General features: G+C 62.6%; 13 protein-coding genes. 6 read left to right on the top strand and 7 right to left on the bottom strand.

The genetic code is table 11. The features are described 5' to 3' along the window. Positions 1 to 380 precede the first annotated feature (380 nt). Positions 381 to 2,342 (bottom strand): acetate--CoA ligase, encoded by a 1,962-nt coding sequence (gene acs / locus CAG18_RS16135; RefSeq protein WP_015271271.1) that lies wholly within the window; start codon positions 2,340 to 2,342, stop codon positions 381 to 383. Positions 2,343 to 2,740: 398 nt separating this feature from the next. Between acs and CAG18_RS16130 the strand changes: the two genes are divergently transcribed. Beyond that, positions 2,741 to 2,995, top strand: a complete 255-nt coding sequence (locus CAG18_RS16130) for a DUF2790 domain-containing protein (RefSeq protein ID WP_003260110.1) — start codon at positions 2,741 to 2,743, stop codon at positions 2,993 to 2,995. 93 nt (positions 2,996 to 3,088) lie between these two features. Here the strand turns inward: CAG18_RS16130 and CAG18_RS16125 are convergent, their stop codons facing one another. Beyond that, positions 3,089 to 4,648 carry a sigma-54-dependent phenylalanine hydroxylase transcriptional regulator PhhR gene (locus CAG18_RS16125; RefSeq protein ID WP_024087504.1) on the bottom strand — a complete coding sequence of 520 codons (1,560 nt, stop codon included), beginning with the start codon at positions 4,646 to 4,648 and terminating at the stop codon, positions 3,089 to 3,091. A 256-nt stretch (positions 4,649 to 4,904) separates the two neighbouring features. Here CAG18_RS16125 and phhA point away from each other — a divergent pair, with 256 nt between their 5' ends. The 4 genes from phhA to CAG18_RS16105 all read left to right on the top strand — a co-directional run bounded on the left by phhA (position 4,905) and on the right by CAG18_RS16105 (position 7,696). Next, positions 4,905 to 5,693 carry a phenylalanine 4-monooxygenase gene (gene phhA / locus CAG18_RS16115; RefSeq protein ID WP_003260109.1) on the top strand — a complete coding sequence of 263 codons (789 nt, stop codon included), beginning with the start codon at positions 4,905 to 4,907 and terminating at the stop codon, positions 5,691 to 5,693. Between the two features lie 39 nt (positions 5,694 to 5,732). Next, complete coding sequence (locus CAG18_RS16110; protein WP_003254532.1) at positions 5,733 to 6,089, top strand: 4a-hydroxytetrahydrobiopterin dehydratase; 357 nt, start codon at positions 5,733 to 5,735, stop codon at positions 6,087 to 6,089. 190 nt (positions 6,090 to 6,279) lie between these two features. Then, positions 6,280 to 6,408 carry a hypothetical protein gene (locus CAG18_RS27325; RefSeq protein WP_015271274.1) on the top strand — a complete coding sequence of 43 codons (129 nt, stop codon included), beginning with the start codon at positions 6,280 to 6,282 and terminating at the stop codon, positions 6,406 to 6,408. A 91-nt stretch (positions 6,409 to 6,499) separates the two neighbouring features. Beyond that, the gene (locus CAG18_RS16105) at positions 6,500 to 7,696 is read left to right on the top strand and encodes an MFS transporter (protein WP_085721185.1); all 1,197 of its coding nucleotides are present in this window, start codon (positions 6,500 to 6,502) and stop codon (positions 7,694 to 7,696) included. Between the two features lie 138 nt (positions 7,697 to 7,834). Here the strand turns inward: CAG18_RS16105 and CAG18_RS16100 are convergent, their stop codons facing one another. Continuing rightward, the gene (locus CAG18_RS16100) at positions 7,835 to 10,855 is read right to left on the bottom strand and encodes an FAD-binding and (Fe-S)-binding domain-containing protein (RefSeq protein WP_085721184.1); all 3,021 of its coding nucleotides are present in this window, start codon (positions 10,853 to 10,855) and stop codon (positions 7,835 to 7,837) included. A 152-nt stretch (positions 10,856 to 11,007) separates the two neighbouring features. Here CAG18_RS16100 and CAG18_RS16095 point away from each other — a divergent pair, with 152 nt between their 5' ends. Next, positions 11,008 to 11,892 (top strand): LysR substrate-binding domain-containing protein, encoded by an 885-nt coding sequence (locus CAG18_RS16095; RefSeq protein WP_015271277.1) that lies wholly within the window; start codon positions 11,008 to 11,010, stop codon positions 11,890 to 11,892. Positions 11,893 to 12,065: 173 nt separating this feature from the next. Here CAG18_RS16095 and CAG18_RS16090 read toward each other — a convergent pair whose 3' ends face one another. The 4 genes from CAG18_RS16090 to CAG18_RS16075 all read right to left on the bottom strand — a co-directional run bounded on the left by CAG18_RS16090 (position 12,066) and on the right by CAG18_RS16075 (position 17,034). Next, positions 12,066 to 13,484, bottom strand: a complete 1,419-nt coding sequence (locus CAG18_RS16090) for an amino acid permease (protein WP_161551429.1) — start codon at positions 13,482 to 13,484, stop codon at positions 12,066 to 12,068. A gap of 725 nt (positions 13,485 to 14,209) precedes the next feature. Then, positions 14,210 to 15,277: a 23S rRNA pseudouridine(2605) synthase RluB gene (gene rluB, locus CAG18_RS16085; RefSeq protein ID WP_013973666.1), complete on the bottom strand. Its 1,068-nt coding sequence runs from the start codon at positions 15,275 to 15,277 to the stop codon at positions 14,210 to 14,212. 274 nt (positions 15,278 to 15,551) lie between these two features. After that, positions 15,552 to 16,322, bottom strand: a complete 771-nt coding sequence (gene scpB, locus CAG18_RS16080) for an SMC-Scp complex subunit ScpB (protein ID WP_085721183.1) — start codon at positions 16,320 to 16,322, stop codon at positions 15,552 to 15,554. Beyond that, complete coding sequence (locus CAG18_RS16075; protein WP_161551480.1) at positions 16,309 to 17,034, bottom strand: ScpA family protein; 726 nt, start codon at positions 17,032 to 17,034, stop codon at positions 16,309 to 16,311. The genes scpB and CAG18_RS16075 overlap by 14 nt, the downstream gene beginning before the upstream one ends. Between the last annotated feature and the right edge of the window lie 125 nt (positions 17,035 to 17,159).

The following is a 17,159-nucleotide window of genomic DNA, read 5'->3' as shown; positions in this document are numbered from 1 at the left end:
ATTCCCGGGCCTATTATTGGCAAAGCCTTGTATTACGGCAAGTGCAGCGTGCCGTGTCGCAAAAAAGGCTGCGAAAACGCACCGAAACAGGCCGGATTTGTTTCCTGGCGCCCCGATATTGTGCGACGCCGGTGACAGAACAGTTACCGATGAATGTCGGGTAACAGTAAAGCAAAAACCCCGCCGGTTGCCCGGGCGGGGTTCTTGTTGGCTGGCCTCACTGATACAACACAGCCCTCAGGCATATACCTCACCCTATGGGAGCGGCTTCAGCCGCGAACACCGGCAACGCCGGTGCCATCCACCGCGCTGGGTTCTTCGCGGCTAAAGCCGCTCCCACAGAGATAACGCAACGCCTCCAGCGTTTGCGAGCTTCGCTATCAGGCCGAAGCCAGGCTCATGGCCTTGTGGGTATCGATCAGGTGCTGCACCACACCCGGGTCGGCCAGGGTCGAGATATCACCCAGGGCATCGTACTCACCGGTGGCAATCTTGCGCAGGATGCGGCGCATGATCTTGCCCGACCGGGTCTTCGGCAGCCCCGGCGCCCACTGGATCACATCCGGCGAGGCGATCGGGCCGATTTCCTTGCGCACCCAGTTCTTCAGCTCCAGGCGCAGCTGCTCGCTGGCCTCGATACCGGCATTGAGGGTGACATACACATAGATGCCCTGCCCCTTGATGTCGTGCGGCACACCCACCACCGCGGCCTCGGCCACTTTCGCATGCGCCACCATGGCGCTTTCGATTTCGGCAGTACCCATGCGGTGACCGGACACGTTCAGCACGTCATCCACGCGACCGGTGATCCAGTAGTAGCCATCCTCGTCGCGGCGCGCACCGTCGCCGGTGAAGTACATGCCACGGAAGGTCTTGAAGTAGGTATCGACGAAACGGTCGTGGTCGCCGTACAGCGAACGCGACTGGCCCGGCCAGGAATCGAGGATCACCAGGTTGCCCTCGGCAGCGCCCTCGATCAGGTTGCCCAGGTTATCCACCAGCGCCGGCACCACGCCGAAGAACGGACGCGTTGCCGAGCCCGGCTTGAGGCCGGTGGCGCCAGGCAGCGGGCTGATCAGGATGCCGCCGGTCTCGGTCTGCCACCAGGTGTCGACGATCGGGCAACGCTCCTTGCCCACGGTCTTGTAGTACCAGTTCCAGGCTTCGGGGTTGATCGGCTCACCCACCGAGCCCAGCAGGCGCAGGCTGGAGCCATCGGCACCTTCGACTGCAGCCTGCCCTTCGGCCATCATCGCGCGGATGGCGGTTGGTGCGGTGTACAGGATGTTGACCTTGTGCTTGTCGACGATCTTCGACACGCGGGTGATGTCGGGGTAGTTCGGCACGCCTTCGAACAGCAAGGTAGTGGCGCCGTTGGCCAGCGGGCCGTAGACGATGTAGCTGTGGCCGGTGACCCAACCCACGTCGGCGGTGCACCAGTACACCTCGCCCGGGCGATAGTCGAACACGCGCTCATGGGTCAGCGCGGCGTATACCAGGTAGCCGCCGGTGGTGTGCAGCACGCCCTTCGGCTTGCCGGTGGAGCCGGAGGTATAAAGGATGAACAGCGCTTCCTCGGCACCCATCTCTTTCGGCGCGCAATGGCTGGAGGCGACTTTCATCAGGTCTTCGTACCAGATGTCGCGGTGCTGGTGCCAGGCAATGTCGCCCCCGGTGCGCTTGCACACGATGATCTTCTGCACGCTGTTGGTTTCAGGGTTGGTCAGCGCCAAGTCGACGTTGGCCTTGAGCGGGGTACGGCGGCCACCGCGCACGCCTTCGTCTGCGGTGATCACGACCTTGGACTTGCAGTCGATGATACGGCCAGCCAGCGCTTCGGGCGAGAAGCCGCCGAACACCACCGAGTGAATCGCACCGATACGGGCACAGGCCAGCATGGCGACCACGGCTTCGGGGATCATCGGCATGTAGATGGTGACCACGTCACCCCGGTGCACATCCTGGCCACGCAGGGCGTTGGCGAACTTGCAGACCTGCTCGTGCAGTTCACGATAGGTGATGTTGCGGTGTTCGGAAGGGTCGTCGCCTTCCCAGATGATGGCCAACTGGTCACCGCGCTCTTCGAGGTGGCGGTCCAGGCAGTTGGAGGAAACGTTCAGAGTGCCGTCGGCGAACCATTTGATATCGACGTGATGGTCGTCGAAGGAGGTCTGCTTGACCTTGGTGAATGGCTTGATCCAGTCGATGCGCTGGGCCTGCTCGCGCCAGAAGCCGTCCGGGTTGATCACCGATTGCTGGTACATGGCCTTGTAGGTGGCCTCGTCGGTCAGGGTGGTGGCCGCAACCTCGGGACGAACGGGATACAGTGGAGCCGCACTCATCTGTGTTACCTCGGTGTAATAGTTGTTTTTGTATGGAACCGTTTGTAACTGTACCAGAGCGACAAAAGCCATTCGACGTTGGTAGTAATTTGGTACGCTCGTCCCGACAAAGCGCTCTGGCACGCACCTTACAGCCCAGGCGAGAAATTACGGGCGCGGTTTACCAGAGGATTGTTACAGATTCTGTCAAAACACTTTATCAAAAGACCCACTGTTTCGGCCTTGGCCCCAGCCATAAAATTCACCTCGCCAGCAACGGCAAGGCGATTAACAACTGGTAACAGCCCCCACGAAGGCAAGCGTTAATCCCCCTCCAAACCTGATAGTTAAAACTAGCAATACTCGCGGCGCCATAAGCGCCGCGTGCCCCCTCACGACCTTAGACAGGTAAATTGAAAATGAAAGCTTTACTGGTATTGGTACTTGGCAGTCTTTGCGGCGCGGCGATGGCCGGCGAAGCCAAAGATGCCGAGCAGATTCCGGTTGAACAGTACAGTTACTCGCAGCACCTGGACATTGCCCGCGTCATTTCCATGAGCGAAGTGCCCAATGTGTGCGAAGTCGTGCCAGCCCGCATGACCTACGAGGACTCCAAGGGCCAGAAGCACATTCTCGAATACCGCGTGATGGGGAACGGCTGCTCGAACGGCTGACACCTTGTGAACTGGGGGCCCTGCGGGCCCCTTTCGCGGGCTTGCCCGCGAAGAATATTGCACCTGATTAACAGGTTATTGACCAACCGCTTATTAATCTACCGACTTGCCCAACGAATAATCCCTCAACTTGTTGGCAATAGTAGTATGCGAAACACCCAGTCTTTTACCTAAAGCCCGACTACTCGGGAATTCCCCCATCAAACTTTCCAGTACCGCTTTTTCAAAACGCCCGACAATCTGCGAAAGATCCCCATCCAGCGAAAATTCACCCAGCGGTTGGCGCACGCCGTAATCCGGCAAACGTATATGTTCACTTTTGACCACGCCGCCTTCGCATAACGAAACCGCCTGGAACAACACGTTTTCCAACTGCCTTACATTACCCGGCCAATGATACTGGCCGAGTTTGTCCATCGCCGCTGGCGCCAGGCGCGGCATGGCGCAGCCGATCTGCCGGCTGGCCTGGTCGAGAAAGTGCTGCACCAGCCCTTCCAGGCCATCCATGCATTCGCGCAATGGTGGAATGTGCAGCGACAACACATTGAGCCGGTGATACAGGTCCTGACGAAACTCGCCCCGGGCACACAATTCGGACAAATCCACCTGGGTCGCGCAGATCACTCGCACATCCAGGTACACCTCTTCATCGCTGCCTACGCGGCGGAAGCAGCCATCTTGCAGAAAACGCAGCAGCTTCACCTGCAAGCGTGGGCTCATCTCCCCTACCCCGTCGAGAAACAGCGTGCCACCGGCGGTCAGCTCCAGCAGCCCCAGCTTGCCCTCGGCCCGCGCCCCTTCGAATGCCCCAGGGCCGTAGCCGAACAGCTCGGTCTCGGCCATCGACTCGGGCAACCCGGCGCAGTTGAGCGCCATCAACGGCGACTGGCCGCGCGGGCTTGCCAGGTGGCAGGCACGCGCCAGCAACTCCTTGCCGGTGCCGGTCTCGCCCTCGATCAGCAAAGGCGCGTCCAGCGGCGCCATGCGCCGCGCCTCGCGCACCACCGCAGCCATTACCCGCGAGCTCTGGAAGATACTGTCGAAACCGCGCAGCTCCTGCTTGCGCACGTTATAGATGCGCTCACCGATACGGTCGGCGCGGTGCAGGGTCAGCACCGCGCCGGCCAGCGCCTCGCTGTCGTCGTGCTCGGACTGCAGCGGCGCGATATCGGCCAGGAACACATCGCCCTTGACCTTGATGCGCAGGCCGTTGATGCGCGACTTATTGGCGCGCACCAGCTCTGGCAGGTCGAAGTCCTCCACATAGCGCGCCAGCGGCATGCCCGGCACCTCGTCCACCCGCACCCCCAGCAGCTGCGCAGCGGCACGGTTGGCGGCGACGATGCTGCCGCCCATGTCGATCGACAGTACCGGAAAGTCCAGCGCACCCAGCAACGCATTCAGCTCCATGTGTCGGCGCTCGCTGGGCATCAGCCCCACGCGCTTGACACCGAATACCCCGGCAATCGCCTCGAACTTCGGCCGCAACGCCTGGAACTGCAGATTGATCAGGTTCGGGCAATGCAGGTAGATGGCGTTGCCATGGTCACCGCCCACCTCGCCGCGCAGCACGTTGATGCCGTACTCCACCAGCAGGTTGAGGATGTCGCGCAGGATGCCAATACGGTTCTGGCAATGCACTTTGATACGCATGAGGGCTCTCGAAGCGCCAATGTTTTTCAACACCGCGCGGAAAAGTCGTAAAGATAAGCTGACAAAAACAGCCGAAGCTTCAGCCAGATGCCTCGGATTTTCCGACACCTACGCCTTTTTGTAAAATTATCGTTACGAAAACATCGCCGAATGCCGGTCCCTCCCACTGGCCCACCCCGTGCAAAGTGGCCAGCGAAGGGATATTCATTAGGCATGTCCTGCACATAACAAGAAAAGCCCTCACCAGGAGAGCCACATGAAACAGACGCAATACGTGGCACGCGAGCCCGATGCGCATGGTTTTATCGATTACCCGCAGCAAGAGCATGCGGTATGGAACACCCTGATCACCCGTCAGCTGAAAGTGATCGAAGGCCGCGCGTGCCAGGAATACCTGGACGGCATCGACCAGCTCAAGCTGCCCCATGACCGTATTCCGCAACTGGGCGAGATCAACAAGGTGCTGGGCGCCACCACCGGTTGGCAGGTTGCTCGGGTCCCGGCGCTGATCCCCTTCCAGACCTTCTTCGAACTGCTGGCCAGCAAGCGCTTCCCGGTAGCCACCTTCATCCGTACCCCGGAAGAGCTGGACTACCTGCAAGAGCCCGATATCTTCCACGAGATCTTCGGCCACTGCCCGCTGCTGACCAACCCCTGGTTCGCCGAATTCACCCATACCTACGGCAAGCTCGGCCTGGCCGCGACCAAGGAACAACGTGTGTACCTGGCGCGCCTGTACTGGATGACTATCGAGTTCGGCCTGATGGAAACCGCGCAGGGCCGCAAGATCTATGGCGGCGGCATCCTCTCGTCGCCAAAGGAGACCGTCTACAGTCTGTCTGGCGAGCCCGAGCACCAGGCCTTCGACCCGATCGAGGCCATGCGCACACCGTACCGCATCGACATCCTGCAGCCGTTGTATTTCGTGCTACCGAACATGAAGCGTCTGTTCGACCTGGCCCACGAAGACATCATGGGCATGGTTCACAAAGCCATGCAGCTGGGCCTGCACGCACCGAAGTTTCCACCCAAGGTCGCTGCCTGAGCGACCTTGCCGATAACAACTCGAACCGGAAAACACCACATGAATGCCTTGAACCAAGCCCATTGCGAAGCCTGCCGCGCCGACGCACCAAAGGTCACCGACGAAGAGCTGGCCGAGCTGATTCGCGAAATCCCGGACTGGAACATCGAAGTACGTGACGGCCATATGGAGCTGGAACGCGTGTTCCTGTTCAAGAACTTCAAGCACGCCCTGGCGTTCACCAATGCCGTGGGCGAGATCGCCGAGGCCGAAGGCCACCACCCGGGCCTGCTGACCGAGTGGGGCAAGGTCACCGTGACCTGGTGGAGCCACTCGATCAAAGGCCTGCACCGCAATGACTTCATCATGTGCGCACGCACCGACAAGGTGGCGGAGACGGCTGAAGGCCGCAAGTAAGCACTGAAAGAATGGGGCCCGATGGCCCCATTTTTTATGGGAAACATGTCCGCTGTTCGCCCGCAAAACCGACAAGCGACCGCCAAAAAATCCAAACTGTCATCCAGACTTGTGTATCCTGCCCCAGCTTTGCGAAGCTTCAAACGCGCCTGGCGCAGACTTTTCACTCACACTTGCGAGGAACGACGAGATGCATGAAATCCCGAATCTTCCCTTCCCAAGCCTGAACCCAGAAGAGCCAACCGTGACCGTTCACGCCGAACCGGCAGCTGCCGTCGAGCAGGATGGTGACGATCAATCCAGCGCTGACCAGGAATAACCGCGCATCCCCCGACTGTGTGAAAACGGCTGACCTGCGGGCTACCCCCGTCATCACGTTTTCACACCGTCCAGAACCCACGTAGGCCCTCATGCCCCACTCACCGCGCCCCCTTGCGGTCACCCTGCAAGTCGTCTCCATCGTCCTCTTCACCTTCATCGGCTACCTGAACATCGGCATCCCGCTGGCCGTATTGCCCGGCTATGTGCACAACGACCTGGGCTTCAGTGCCGTGGTCGCGGGCCTGGTGATCAGCGTGCAGTACCTGGCCACCCTGCTCAGCCGCCCCACCGCCAGCCGCATCATCGACAACCACGGCAGCAAGAAGGCGGTCATGTATGGCCTGGCCGGCTGCGGCCTCAGCGGGGTTTTCATGCTGGCCTGCGCCTTCCTCACCCACCTGCCCTGGCTGAGCCTGGCCTGCCTGCTGGTCGGCCGCCTGGTACTCGGCAGTGCGGAAAGCCTGGTGGGCTCCGGTTCCATTGGCTGGGGCATTGGCCGCGTAGGTGCCGAAAACACGGCCAAGGTCATTTCCTGGAACGGCATCGCCAGCTATGGCGCGCTGGCCATCGGCGCTCCGTTGGGCGTGCTGATGGTCAAGAGCCTGGGCCTGTGGAGCATGGGCGTGAGCATCATCCTGCTGTGTGCGCTCGGGTTGCTGCTGGCCTGGCCCAAACAGGCCGCACCGATCGTCAGTGGCGTGCGCCTGCCGTTCCTGCGGGTGCTGGGCAAGGTGTTCCCGCACGGCTCGGGACTTGCCCTGGGCTCGATCGGCTTTGGCACCATCGCCACCTTCATCACCTTGTATTACGCCAGCCGTGGCTGGGCCAATGCGGCACTGACGCTGAGCCTGTTCGGCGCCAGCTTCATCAGTGCGCGACTACTGTTCGGCAACCTGATCAACCGGCTTGGCGGGTTCCGGGTGGCGATCGCCTGCCTGTCGGTGGAAACACTCGGGCTGCTGATGCTGTGGCTGGCGCCCAGCGCCGAACTGGCGTTGGCGGGGGCCGCACTGAGCGGGTTCGGCTTCTCGCTGGTGTTCCCGGCACTGGGGGTGGAGGCGGTGAACCAGGTGTCGGCGGCCAACCGCGGGGCGGCGGTGGGGGCTTATTCGCTGTTCATCGATTTGTCGCTGGGGGTGACCGGGCCGCTGGTGGGCGCGGTGGCGGCGGGGTTCGGGTTTGCTTCGATGTTCCTGTTTGCGGCAGCAGCGGCGGCTTGCGGGCTGGTATTGAGCCTGTATCTGTATCGGCAGGCATCATCTTCAAGGCATGCACGGGACTTGTAGGAGCAGCCTTGTGCTGCGAAGAGGCCATTACTGCCGAAGAAAACCTATTGGCTCTACCAGCCTCTTCGCAGCGCAAGGCTGCTCCTACAGGGACGGCGTAAACCAGGGGGCTGCAAGGCAGCCCCGAGGCCCTGATGGTCAGCGCTTGGCGTACTGCAGCACCACTTCCAGCGGGTGGCGCATCTGCCGCTCGGTCATGCGCTTGACCTGGCTGCGGCACGAGTAACCGGTCGCCAGCGGCTCGCCTTCCTTGTCCAGCTTGGTAGCCCACGACTGCTCGAAGATGGTCCGCGAGGTGTCCTGGTTGCGCGCCTCGTGCCCATAGGTACCGGACATACCGCAGCAGCCAGTCGCCTCGGTCACCAGCTTCAGGCCAAGGCGGGCAAACACTTGCTCCCACTGCTTGGTGCTGGCCGGCACGTTGGTCTTCTCGGTGCAGTGCGCCATCAGGCGGAAAGTGCCCGGCGCAGTCGGTGCCTGCTCCGGCAGCACGTCCATCAACCACTCCTGCGGCAACAGCACCTGCGGGCAGCCATCCAGGCCCGGCACTTTCTGGTACTCCTGGCGATACACCAGGGTCATCGCCGGGTCCAGGCCCACCAGCGGCACGCCGCACTCGGCCAGGGCCTTGAGCTGGGTGGCATTGCGGATCGCCGCCTTGGCGAACGCACCGAGGAAGCCCTGAACGTGCAGTGGCTTGCCGTTGGCACTATACGGCGCCAGGAACACCCGGTGGCCCAGGCGGTGCGCCAGGTCGATGAAGGCCGACAGCAGCGGTGTCTCGAAGTAACGGGTAAAGGCATCCTGCACCAGCACGATGCTGCGCTCGCGCTGGGCCGGGGTCAGTTCACGCAGGGCCGGCACGCTGGCCACGCCGACGCGGCAGCGGGTCAGGGTAGCCTGGAAGTTGAAGCGACTGATCAGCGGGCTGTCGACCATGCCGACCTTGTCGGCCAGCAGCTTGCTCACCCACTTCGAGCCCATCACCGCGTTGTACAGCCCTGGCGCGTGGGCCAGGTACGGGATGGTGAACTCCAGCGAACCGATCAGGTAGTCACGCAGCGGGCGCTGGTAGCGGCCGTGGTACAGCTCGAGGAAGCGCGAGCGAAAGTCCGGCACGTTGACCTTGATCGGGCACTGACCGGCGCACGACTTGCACGCCAGGCAGCCGGCCATGGCGTCGTACACCTCATGAGAGAAGTCTTCCTGGCCCTGGCTGCGCGCGCGGTTGTTGCGCAGGCGTGCCGGCAGGCCCTTGAGCCACGACACCTTGTTGCGTGCCGCCGCCAGCACGTCGATGTTGGCCTCGCCCTGCAGGCGCAGCCATTCGCGCATCAGCGAGGCACGGCCCTTGGGTGAGTGCTGGCGCTCGCGGGTGGCCTTCCACGACGGGCACATGGCGTCGTTGGGGTCGTAGTTGTAGCAGGCGCCGTTGCCGTTGCAGTGCACGGCGCTAGGGAAGTCCTGCCACACGCGTTCGTCGATGGTGCGGTCGAGATCGCCGCGCAGGGTTACGCCATCGACCGGGGTCAGGCCCTCGGCACTGCCCAACGGGGTGCAGATCTTGCCCGGGTTGAGCTGGTTGTGTGGGTCGAAGGCGCCTTTAAGGCGCTGCAGCGCCGGGTACAGCTCGCCGAAGTACTCCGGCACGTATTCAGAACGCAGGCCCTTGCCGTGCTCGCCCCACAGCAAGCCGCCATAGCTTTTGGTCAGCGCCGCCACGGCGTCGGAAATCGGCTTGACCAGTGCGGCCTGGGCCGGGTCCTTCATGTCCAGCGCCGGGCGCACGTGCAGCACGCCGGCATCGACGTGGCCGAACATGCCATAGGCCAGGCCGTAGCCATCGAGCAGTGCACGGAAGTCGGCGATATAGTCGGCCAGTTGCTCCGGCGGTACCGCGGTGTCTTCCACGAACGGTTGCGGGCGTACTTCGCCCTCGACGTTGCCCAGCAGGCCCACCGAACGTTTACGCATGGTGTAGACGCGGGTCACCGCCTCGGCACCCTCGGCCAGGGTATGGCCCAGGCGCTCGACGCTGGTGTCGCTCTGCAGGTGCTGGATGAACGCTTGCACCTTGGCATTGACCTCGGCCGGCTCGTCGCCGCAGAACTCCACCAGGTTGATGCCCAGGGTCGGGCGCTCGGGGTCGGCCGGGAAGTATTCGGCGACGCTGTGCCAGACGATATCCTTCATCGCCAGCATCAGCACCTTGGAGTCGACGGTCTCGATCGACAGCGGCTTGTGCGCCATCAGCGCGTTGGCATCACGCAGTGCATCCATGAAGCTGGTGTAGCGCACGTTGACCAGCACGGCGTACTTGGGGATCGGCAGCACATTGAGCTTGGCTTCGACCACATAGCCCAGCGAGCCCTCGGCACCGCACAGCACGCTGTTGAGGTTGAAGCGGCCCTGCTCGTCGCGCAGGTGGGCCAGGTCATAACCGGTCAGGCAACGGTTGAGCTTGGGGAAAGTGGCTTCGATGAGATCGGCCTGGGTTTCCTGGATCTCCCGCGCCATGCGGTACACCTCGCCGACCCGGCCGGGCGCGGCACAGGCCTGTTCCAGCGCAGCATCGTCGATCGGCAGGCTGTGCAGGCGCTCGCCACCGAGCAGCACGCTGTGCAGCTCCAGTACGTGGTCGCGGGTCTTGCCATAGGTGCAACTGCCCTGGCCACTGGCATCGGTGTTGATCATGCCGCCGACAGTGGCACGGTTGGAGGTGGACAGCTCGGGGGCGAAGAACAGCCCGTGCGGCTTGAGCGCAGCGTTGAGCTGGTCCTTGACAGTACCGGCCTGCACCCGCACCCAGCGTTCCTCGACGTTGATTTCGAGGATCTTGTTCATGTGCCGCGACAGGTCGACGACGATACCGTCGGTCAGCGACTGCCCGTTGGTGCCGGTACCACCACCGCGTGGGGTCAGCTTGACCTGCTGGAAGCGCCCCTCGGCCATCAGCGTGGCGACCCGCGCCACATCGTCGGCGTCCAGCGGGAACACCGCCGCCTGTGGCAAGCGCTGGTAGATCGAGTTGTCGGTGGCCAGCACCGTGCGGGTGCCGTAGTCGGCACTGATCTGGCCACGGAAGCCGCTGTTGCGCAGGGCTTCGAGGAATTCGGGGTAGTTGGCGCTCGGGGCAACGGTCGGCAGCTGGGCGATCATCGAAGGATGGCCTCTTGATATTGGCTAATTCACGGGATTCCTGTCGTTCCGGCATGGGTGATGACATGCGGAGGTGACGTGCAGGCCAATGTTCCTGTAGTTTCGCTTCAGGGGCAAACGGATAATCCTGCCGCTATTAATGACTTTCATGAATGAATTACCGCCATCTCACCCCGTCCATGTCGCTGCTACTGGCTTTTGAGGCTGCCGCCCGGCATGAAAGCTACACCCGAGCCGCCGCCGAGCTGTCGCTCACCCAGAGCGCGGTCAGCCGCCAGGTGCAGGCGCTGGAGCAGCAACTGGGCCTGACCCTGTTCCGCCGCGAGGGGCGCCAGGTGCAGCTGACCGATGTCGGCCGCCTGTACCAGCGCGAGCTCAGCGAAGCACTGGGGCGCATCCGCAGCGCCACCTTGCAGGCGTTGGCCTACCAGTCGGGGGTAGGCACCTTGCGCCTGGCCACCCTGCCCACCTTCGGTTCGAAATGGCTGCTGCCGCGGTTGCATGCCTTCTACAGCGCACACCCGGGCATGCTGGTGCACATACATTCACGCATCGAAGCCATCAACTTCGACACCAGCGAGATCGATGCCGCCATCGGCGTGGCCAGCCACGACCTGCCGGGGTTGATCTGCCATCGCCTGCATGCCGAGGAACTGGTGGTGATATTGCCGCCTGAGGCTGGTGCGGACAGCCAAGGCTGGAGCCCTGCACGCATCACTGAAGAGGTGCTGCTGAATGTGGCCAACAACCCGCATGCCTGGGGCGAGTGGTTCTCGCACCATGGCCTGGCGCACCGGGCGATGCGCCTGGGGCCGAGCTTCGAGCTGACCTCGCACCTGATCCAGGCGGTACGGGCCGGGATCGGCATCGGCCTGGTGCCGCGCATACTGGTGGAGGAAGAACTGGCCAAGGGTGAGCTCTACAGCCCAGGGGTGGCATTTGCCAGCCAGCGCAGTTATTACCTGATCTACCCGCCGCGCAATGAGGCGTTGCCGTCGCTGCGGGCGTTTCGCAGCTGGTTGCTGGAGCAGATCTGATTTTTGCCTGTGCCGGCCTCTTCGCGGGTAAACCCGCTCCCACAGGTATAGCGCTGCTTTCAGGTCAGGTGATGTCCCTGTGGGAGCGGGTTTACCCGCGAAGGGGCCGGCACAGGCAACAAAAAACCCGAAGCCAGTCACCCGGCTTCGGGTTTTTCTATCGCCGCAGCGCCTTACTTGGCAACGCTACCAGCAGCCCCAAGCGCCTGCGCCTTGCGACGCGGCTTGACCATGTAGACCACGAACATGGCAAACAGCCACACCGGGATCGCATACACGGAAACCTGGATACCCGGGATCATCGCCATGATGCCCAGGATCAGCACCACGAACGCCAGGCAGATGTAGTTGCCATAGGGGTACCACAGCGCCTTGAACAGCGGCTTCTGGCCAGTGCGGTCCAGGTGCTGGCGGAACTTCAGGTGCGAGTAACTGATCATCGCCCAGTTGATCACCAGGGTAGCCACCACCAGCGACATCAGCAGTTCCAGGGCGTTTTGCGGCATCAGGTAGTTGAGCAGCACCGCGATCAGCGTCACGCCTGCCGACGCCAGGATCGAGCGCACCGGCACACCGCGGCTGTCGACCTTGGCCAGCGACGCCGGAGCGTCACCTTGTTCGGCCATGCCCAGCAGCATGCGGGCGTTGCAGTAGGTGCCGCTGTTGTACACCGACAGCGCTGCAGTCAGGACCACGAAGTTCAGCAGGTGCGCGGCCACGTCACTGCCCAGCAGCGAGAACACCTGCACGAATGGGCTGCTGCCATAGCTGCCACCGGAGGCATCGATACTGGCTACCAGGTTGTCCCATGGGGTCAGCGACAGCAGCACCACCAGGGCACCGACATAGAAGATCAGGATACGGTAGATGACCTGGTTGATTGCCTTGGGGATCACGGTCTTCGGCTTGTCGGCCTCGGCTGCGGTGAAGCCGAGCATTTCCAGGCCACCGAAGGAGAACATGATGAAGGCCAGGGCCATCACCAGCCCGCTGACACCGTTCGGGAAGAAGCCGCCGTGCGACCACAGGTTGGCCACGGTTGCCTCGGGGCCGCCGCTGCCGCTGGTCAGCAGGTAGGCACCCAGGCCGATCATGCTGACGATGGCCACCACCTTGATGATGGCAAACCAGAATTCGGCCTCACCGAAGAACTTCACGTTCATCAGGTTGATGGCGTTGATCAGCACGAAGAACGCTGCCGCCGTGACCCAGGTGGGGATCTCCGGCCACCAGTAGTGGACGTACTTGCCGACCGCCGAAAGCTCCGACATGCCCACCAGGATGTACAGCACCCAGCAGTTCCAGCCCGACAGGAAGCCGGCGAAACCACCCCAGTAGGTGTGGGCGAAATGGCTGAACGAGCCGGCCACCGGCTCTTCGACGATCATTTCGCCGAGCTGGCGCATGATCATGAAGGCGATGAAGCCGCAGATGGCGTAGCCAAGGATCATCGACGGACCAGCGGATTTCATCACGCCTGCCGAGCCGAGGAACAGGCCGGTACCAATCGCACCGCCGAGGGCGATCAACTGGATATGGCGGTTCTTCAGGCCGCGCTTGAGCTCGCCTGAATGCATGTTTTGTCCACTCATGAACGAAGTCACCTGCATTGTTTTTATCTGTGACGGAATCGGACCCACCGCGCTCGTGGCGCAGCGGAATGGGCAAGGTGGTTACCTTGGGTTTCCTGACCTCAGGTGCCGCCGGGGCGGGTCAACCAGGCGTGATCAAGAGTGCGCGGTACGCAAAGGAGTCACAGGTAAAACGCGGCGCACTGTATACCCCTGCAAACGCGCAGGCGTCAACGCGTTGCATCGTTTCCTCGGGAAAAAACGCAGCGATCCTGTGGTGTGGGCCTTGAAAGGCGAAGTGATCGGCGTACATGGCGCCTCCATTTGTTGTTTTGTCAGCCTGGCTCTGTGGACAGGCTTTTGCACACGGCAATAGCGGCTATAACACCGTGGGGCGGGGCTTTGGGCAAGGGTGGGAGGGGCTTTGTCGGCTGTTTTGACGGGGAGTCGGCGGCAAGGTTTGTTTACACGATTCGACCTAATCTGAAATCCGGGCTGAAACCGACCACATTCGTACAATTTTCTTTACAAGGTGGTTCGGGAACTTGCCAGTCGTCCGAAAAATTCTTTTTGTTCAGTATCTTGGGTCCGCTTTGCGGCCCTTTCGCGACACAAGGCCGCTCCCACAGGTGACGCGTTTTCTGTGGGAGCGGCCTTGTGTCGCGATGGGCTGCGCAGCAGCCCCAAATTCTCACAGCCATAAAAAACCAGCCCGAAGGCTGGTTCTGTTTCAACGCAAAGGCCAATCAGCCACGCGGTTTGCCGCGGCCACGGCCTGCCGGCTTGTCACCTTCAGGCTTGGCCGGACGCTTGCGCATCTCGCTCGGGCGTTCGGCCACGGTGCTGCCACGGCCGGTCTTGCGCGGGGCCTCTTCACGCGCCTGGCGCGCCGGGCGTTCGCCGGCAGCAGCACCTTCGTGGGCCGGGCGCAGGCTGCGCACGCGCTCGCCACGGCCCAGCGGGCGGGTCGATTTGCGCTGCAGGCGCTCCATCTTGTCCTTGGCCTTGAGCTTCATGGCTGGCAGCGCCACCGGCTGCAGGCCCACTTCAGCAGCGAGGATGTCGATTTCGCCCTGGGTCATTTCACGCCAGCGGCCCATCGGCAGGTCGGAGTTGAGGAACACCGGGCCGAAACGCACGCGCTTCAGGCGGCTGACCACCATGCCCTGGGACTCCCACAGGCGACGCACTTCACGGTTACGGCCTTCCATCACCACGCAGTGGTACCAGTGGTTGAAGCCTTCGCCACCGGGTGCCTTCTGGATGTCGGTGAACTTGGCAGGGCCATCTTCCAGCATCACGCCGGCCTTCAGGCGCTCGATCATCTCGTCGTCGACCTCACCACGCACACGTACCGCGTACTCACGGTCCATCTCGTAGGACGGGTGCATCAGGCGGTTGGCCAGTTCACCGTCGGTGGTGAACAGCAGCAGGCCGGTGGTGTTGATATCGAGGCGGCCGATGTTGATCCAGCGGCCTTCTTTCGGACGTGGCAGGCGGTCGAACACAGTCGGGCGGCCCTCCGGGTCGTCACGGGTGCAGATTTCGCCATCGGGCTTGTTGTACATGATCACCCGGCGGGTGGCCTCGGCGGCCTCTTCGCGCTTGATCAGCTTGCCATCCACGGCAATGGCGTCGTGCAGGTCGACGCGCTGGCCGAGGGTGGCCTCGACGCCGTTGACCTTGATGCGGCCCTGGCTGATCCAGGCCTCGACGTCACGGCGCGAGCCAACGCCAATGCGCGCCAGCACTTTCTGCAGCTTTTCGCCGGATGGAGGGGTGATCTCGGTATCTTGCAGGTCTTGCTCACTCATCTGGGCACCTCCCGGTGTAGGAATGAAATAAGGGTTCTGGCGACGAACGCGCCAAAAGGCCGCGCATCATACGCGGTTCGGCGTGGGAACGCACTGGAGGGTAGAGGGTTTTGTGGGCTTTGCGAGGGGTTTCTGCCTAATGGTTATGTATTGGCAGTACCGGCCTCTTCGCGGGTAAATCCGCTCCCACAAGTACCGCATCACTCTCAGGACCTGTGATATCCCTGTGGGAGCGGGTTTAACCGCGAAAGGGCCAGCACAGACAACAGAAGACTCAGGGCTGCAACTTGCCGTCCTCTTCCACAGCAGCTTCAGTATCTTCCTCGCGCAAGTCATCGAAATCGGTCTTCAGCCCCTCTTCCATGGCATCCAGCTCCACCAGCAGGCTACGGAAGCTGGTCTCCTCCTTCGGCTCGACAACCTCTTGCTCTTCCCCAAGGCTGGCATCCGCCAATGCCTGCAGGTGCGCCGGCACTGGCGCATCATCCGGGTCGAGCAGCGGCTCGGGCTCCATCTCCCGCAGCTCGGCCAGGGCCGGCAGCTCGTCCAAGCTCTTGAGGTTGAAATGGTCGAGAAACGCCTTGGTGGTGGCGAACATCGCCGGCCGCCCGGGCACTTCGCGGTAGCCGACCACGCGGATCCACTCGCGCTCCATCAGGGTCTTGATGATGTTGCTGTTCACCGCCACGCCGCGCACATCCTCGATTTCGCCACGGGTGATGGGCTGGCGGTAGGCGATCAGGGCCAGGGTTTCCAGCAGCGCGCGCGAGTAGCGCTGCGGGCGTTCTTCCCACAGGCGCCCGACCCACGGCGCAAAGTCCTCGCGAATCTGCAGGCGGTAACCGCTGGCCACCTCCTTGAGCTCAAAGGCGCGGCCGTTGCACGATTTGCCCAGCAGCTCCAGCGCCTGCCTGAAGACCTTGGGCTCCGGTCGCTCGGCTTCCTCGAACAGTTCGTACAGGCGCTCCAGGGATTGCGGCTTGCCCGAAGCCAGCAGGAAAGCCTCGATCAGCGACGCCAGGTCGCGGGGTTCATTCAGGTTCATCAGGGTCTTCAACAAGCGCCGGGCGAAGCCGCACGTGGATGGCGGCGAAGGGTTCATTCTGCACCAGTTCGATCAGCGATTCCTTCACCAGCTCGAGAATCGCCATGAACGTCACCACTACGCCCAGCTTGCCCTCCTCGGCGGCGAACAGCTCGACGAACGGCACGAAACCGCCACCCTTCAGGCGTTCCAGCACCTGGCTCATGCGTTCGCGGGTGGACAAGGTCTCGCGGGTGATCTGATGGCTTTCGAACAGGTCGTTGCGGCGCATCACCTCGGCCATCGACACCAGCAGCTCTTCCAGACTGACCTGGGGCAGCAGCTTGCGCACCTTGGCCTGTGGCGCCTCCAGGCGCGGCACCACCACCTCGCGGCCGACCCGTGGCAATTCATCGATACCTTCGGCGGCAGCCTTGAAGCGCTCGTACTCCTGCAGCCGGCGAATCAGTTCGGCGCGCGGGTCACCCTCCTCCTCCTCGACCTCGGCCGAGCGCGGCAGCAACATGCGCGACTTGATCTCGGCGAGCATGGCAGCCATCACCAGGTATTCGGCGGCCAGCTCCAGGCGCACGCTCTTCATCAGCTCCACGTAGCCCATGTACTGGCGGGTGATTTCCGCCACCGGAATGTCGAGGATGTCGATGTTCTGCTTGCGGATCAGGTACAGCAACAGGTCCAGCGGGCCTTCGAAGGCTTCGAGGATGACTTCCAGAGCGTCCGGCGGGATGTACAGGTCCAGTGGCAGTTCGGTCAGGGCTTCGCCATAGACCAGTGCCAACTGCAGCTGCCGAGGCGTTTCGGCCTGTTCGGCCGGTGCCTCGGGCGTTTCCACCTGGC

This window comes from Pseudomonas sp. B22(2017) (assembly GCF_002113105.1).
GTDB classification, from domain to species: Bacteria; Pseudomonadota; Gammaproteobacteria; order Pseudomonadales; family Pseudomonadaceae; genus Aquipseudomonas; species Aquipseudomonas asiatica.
The sequence above is the reverse complement of the archived record's forward strand: the minus strand, read 5'-3'. Positions and strand labels throughout refer to the sequence as shown.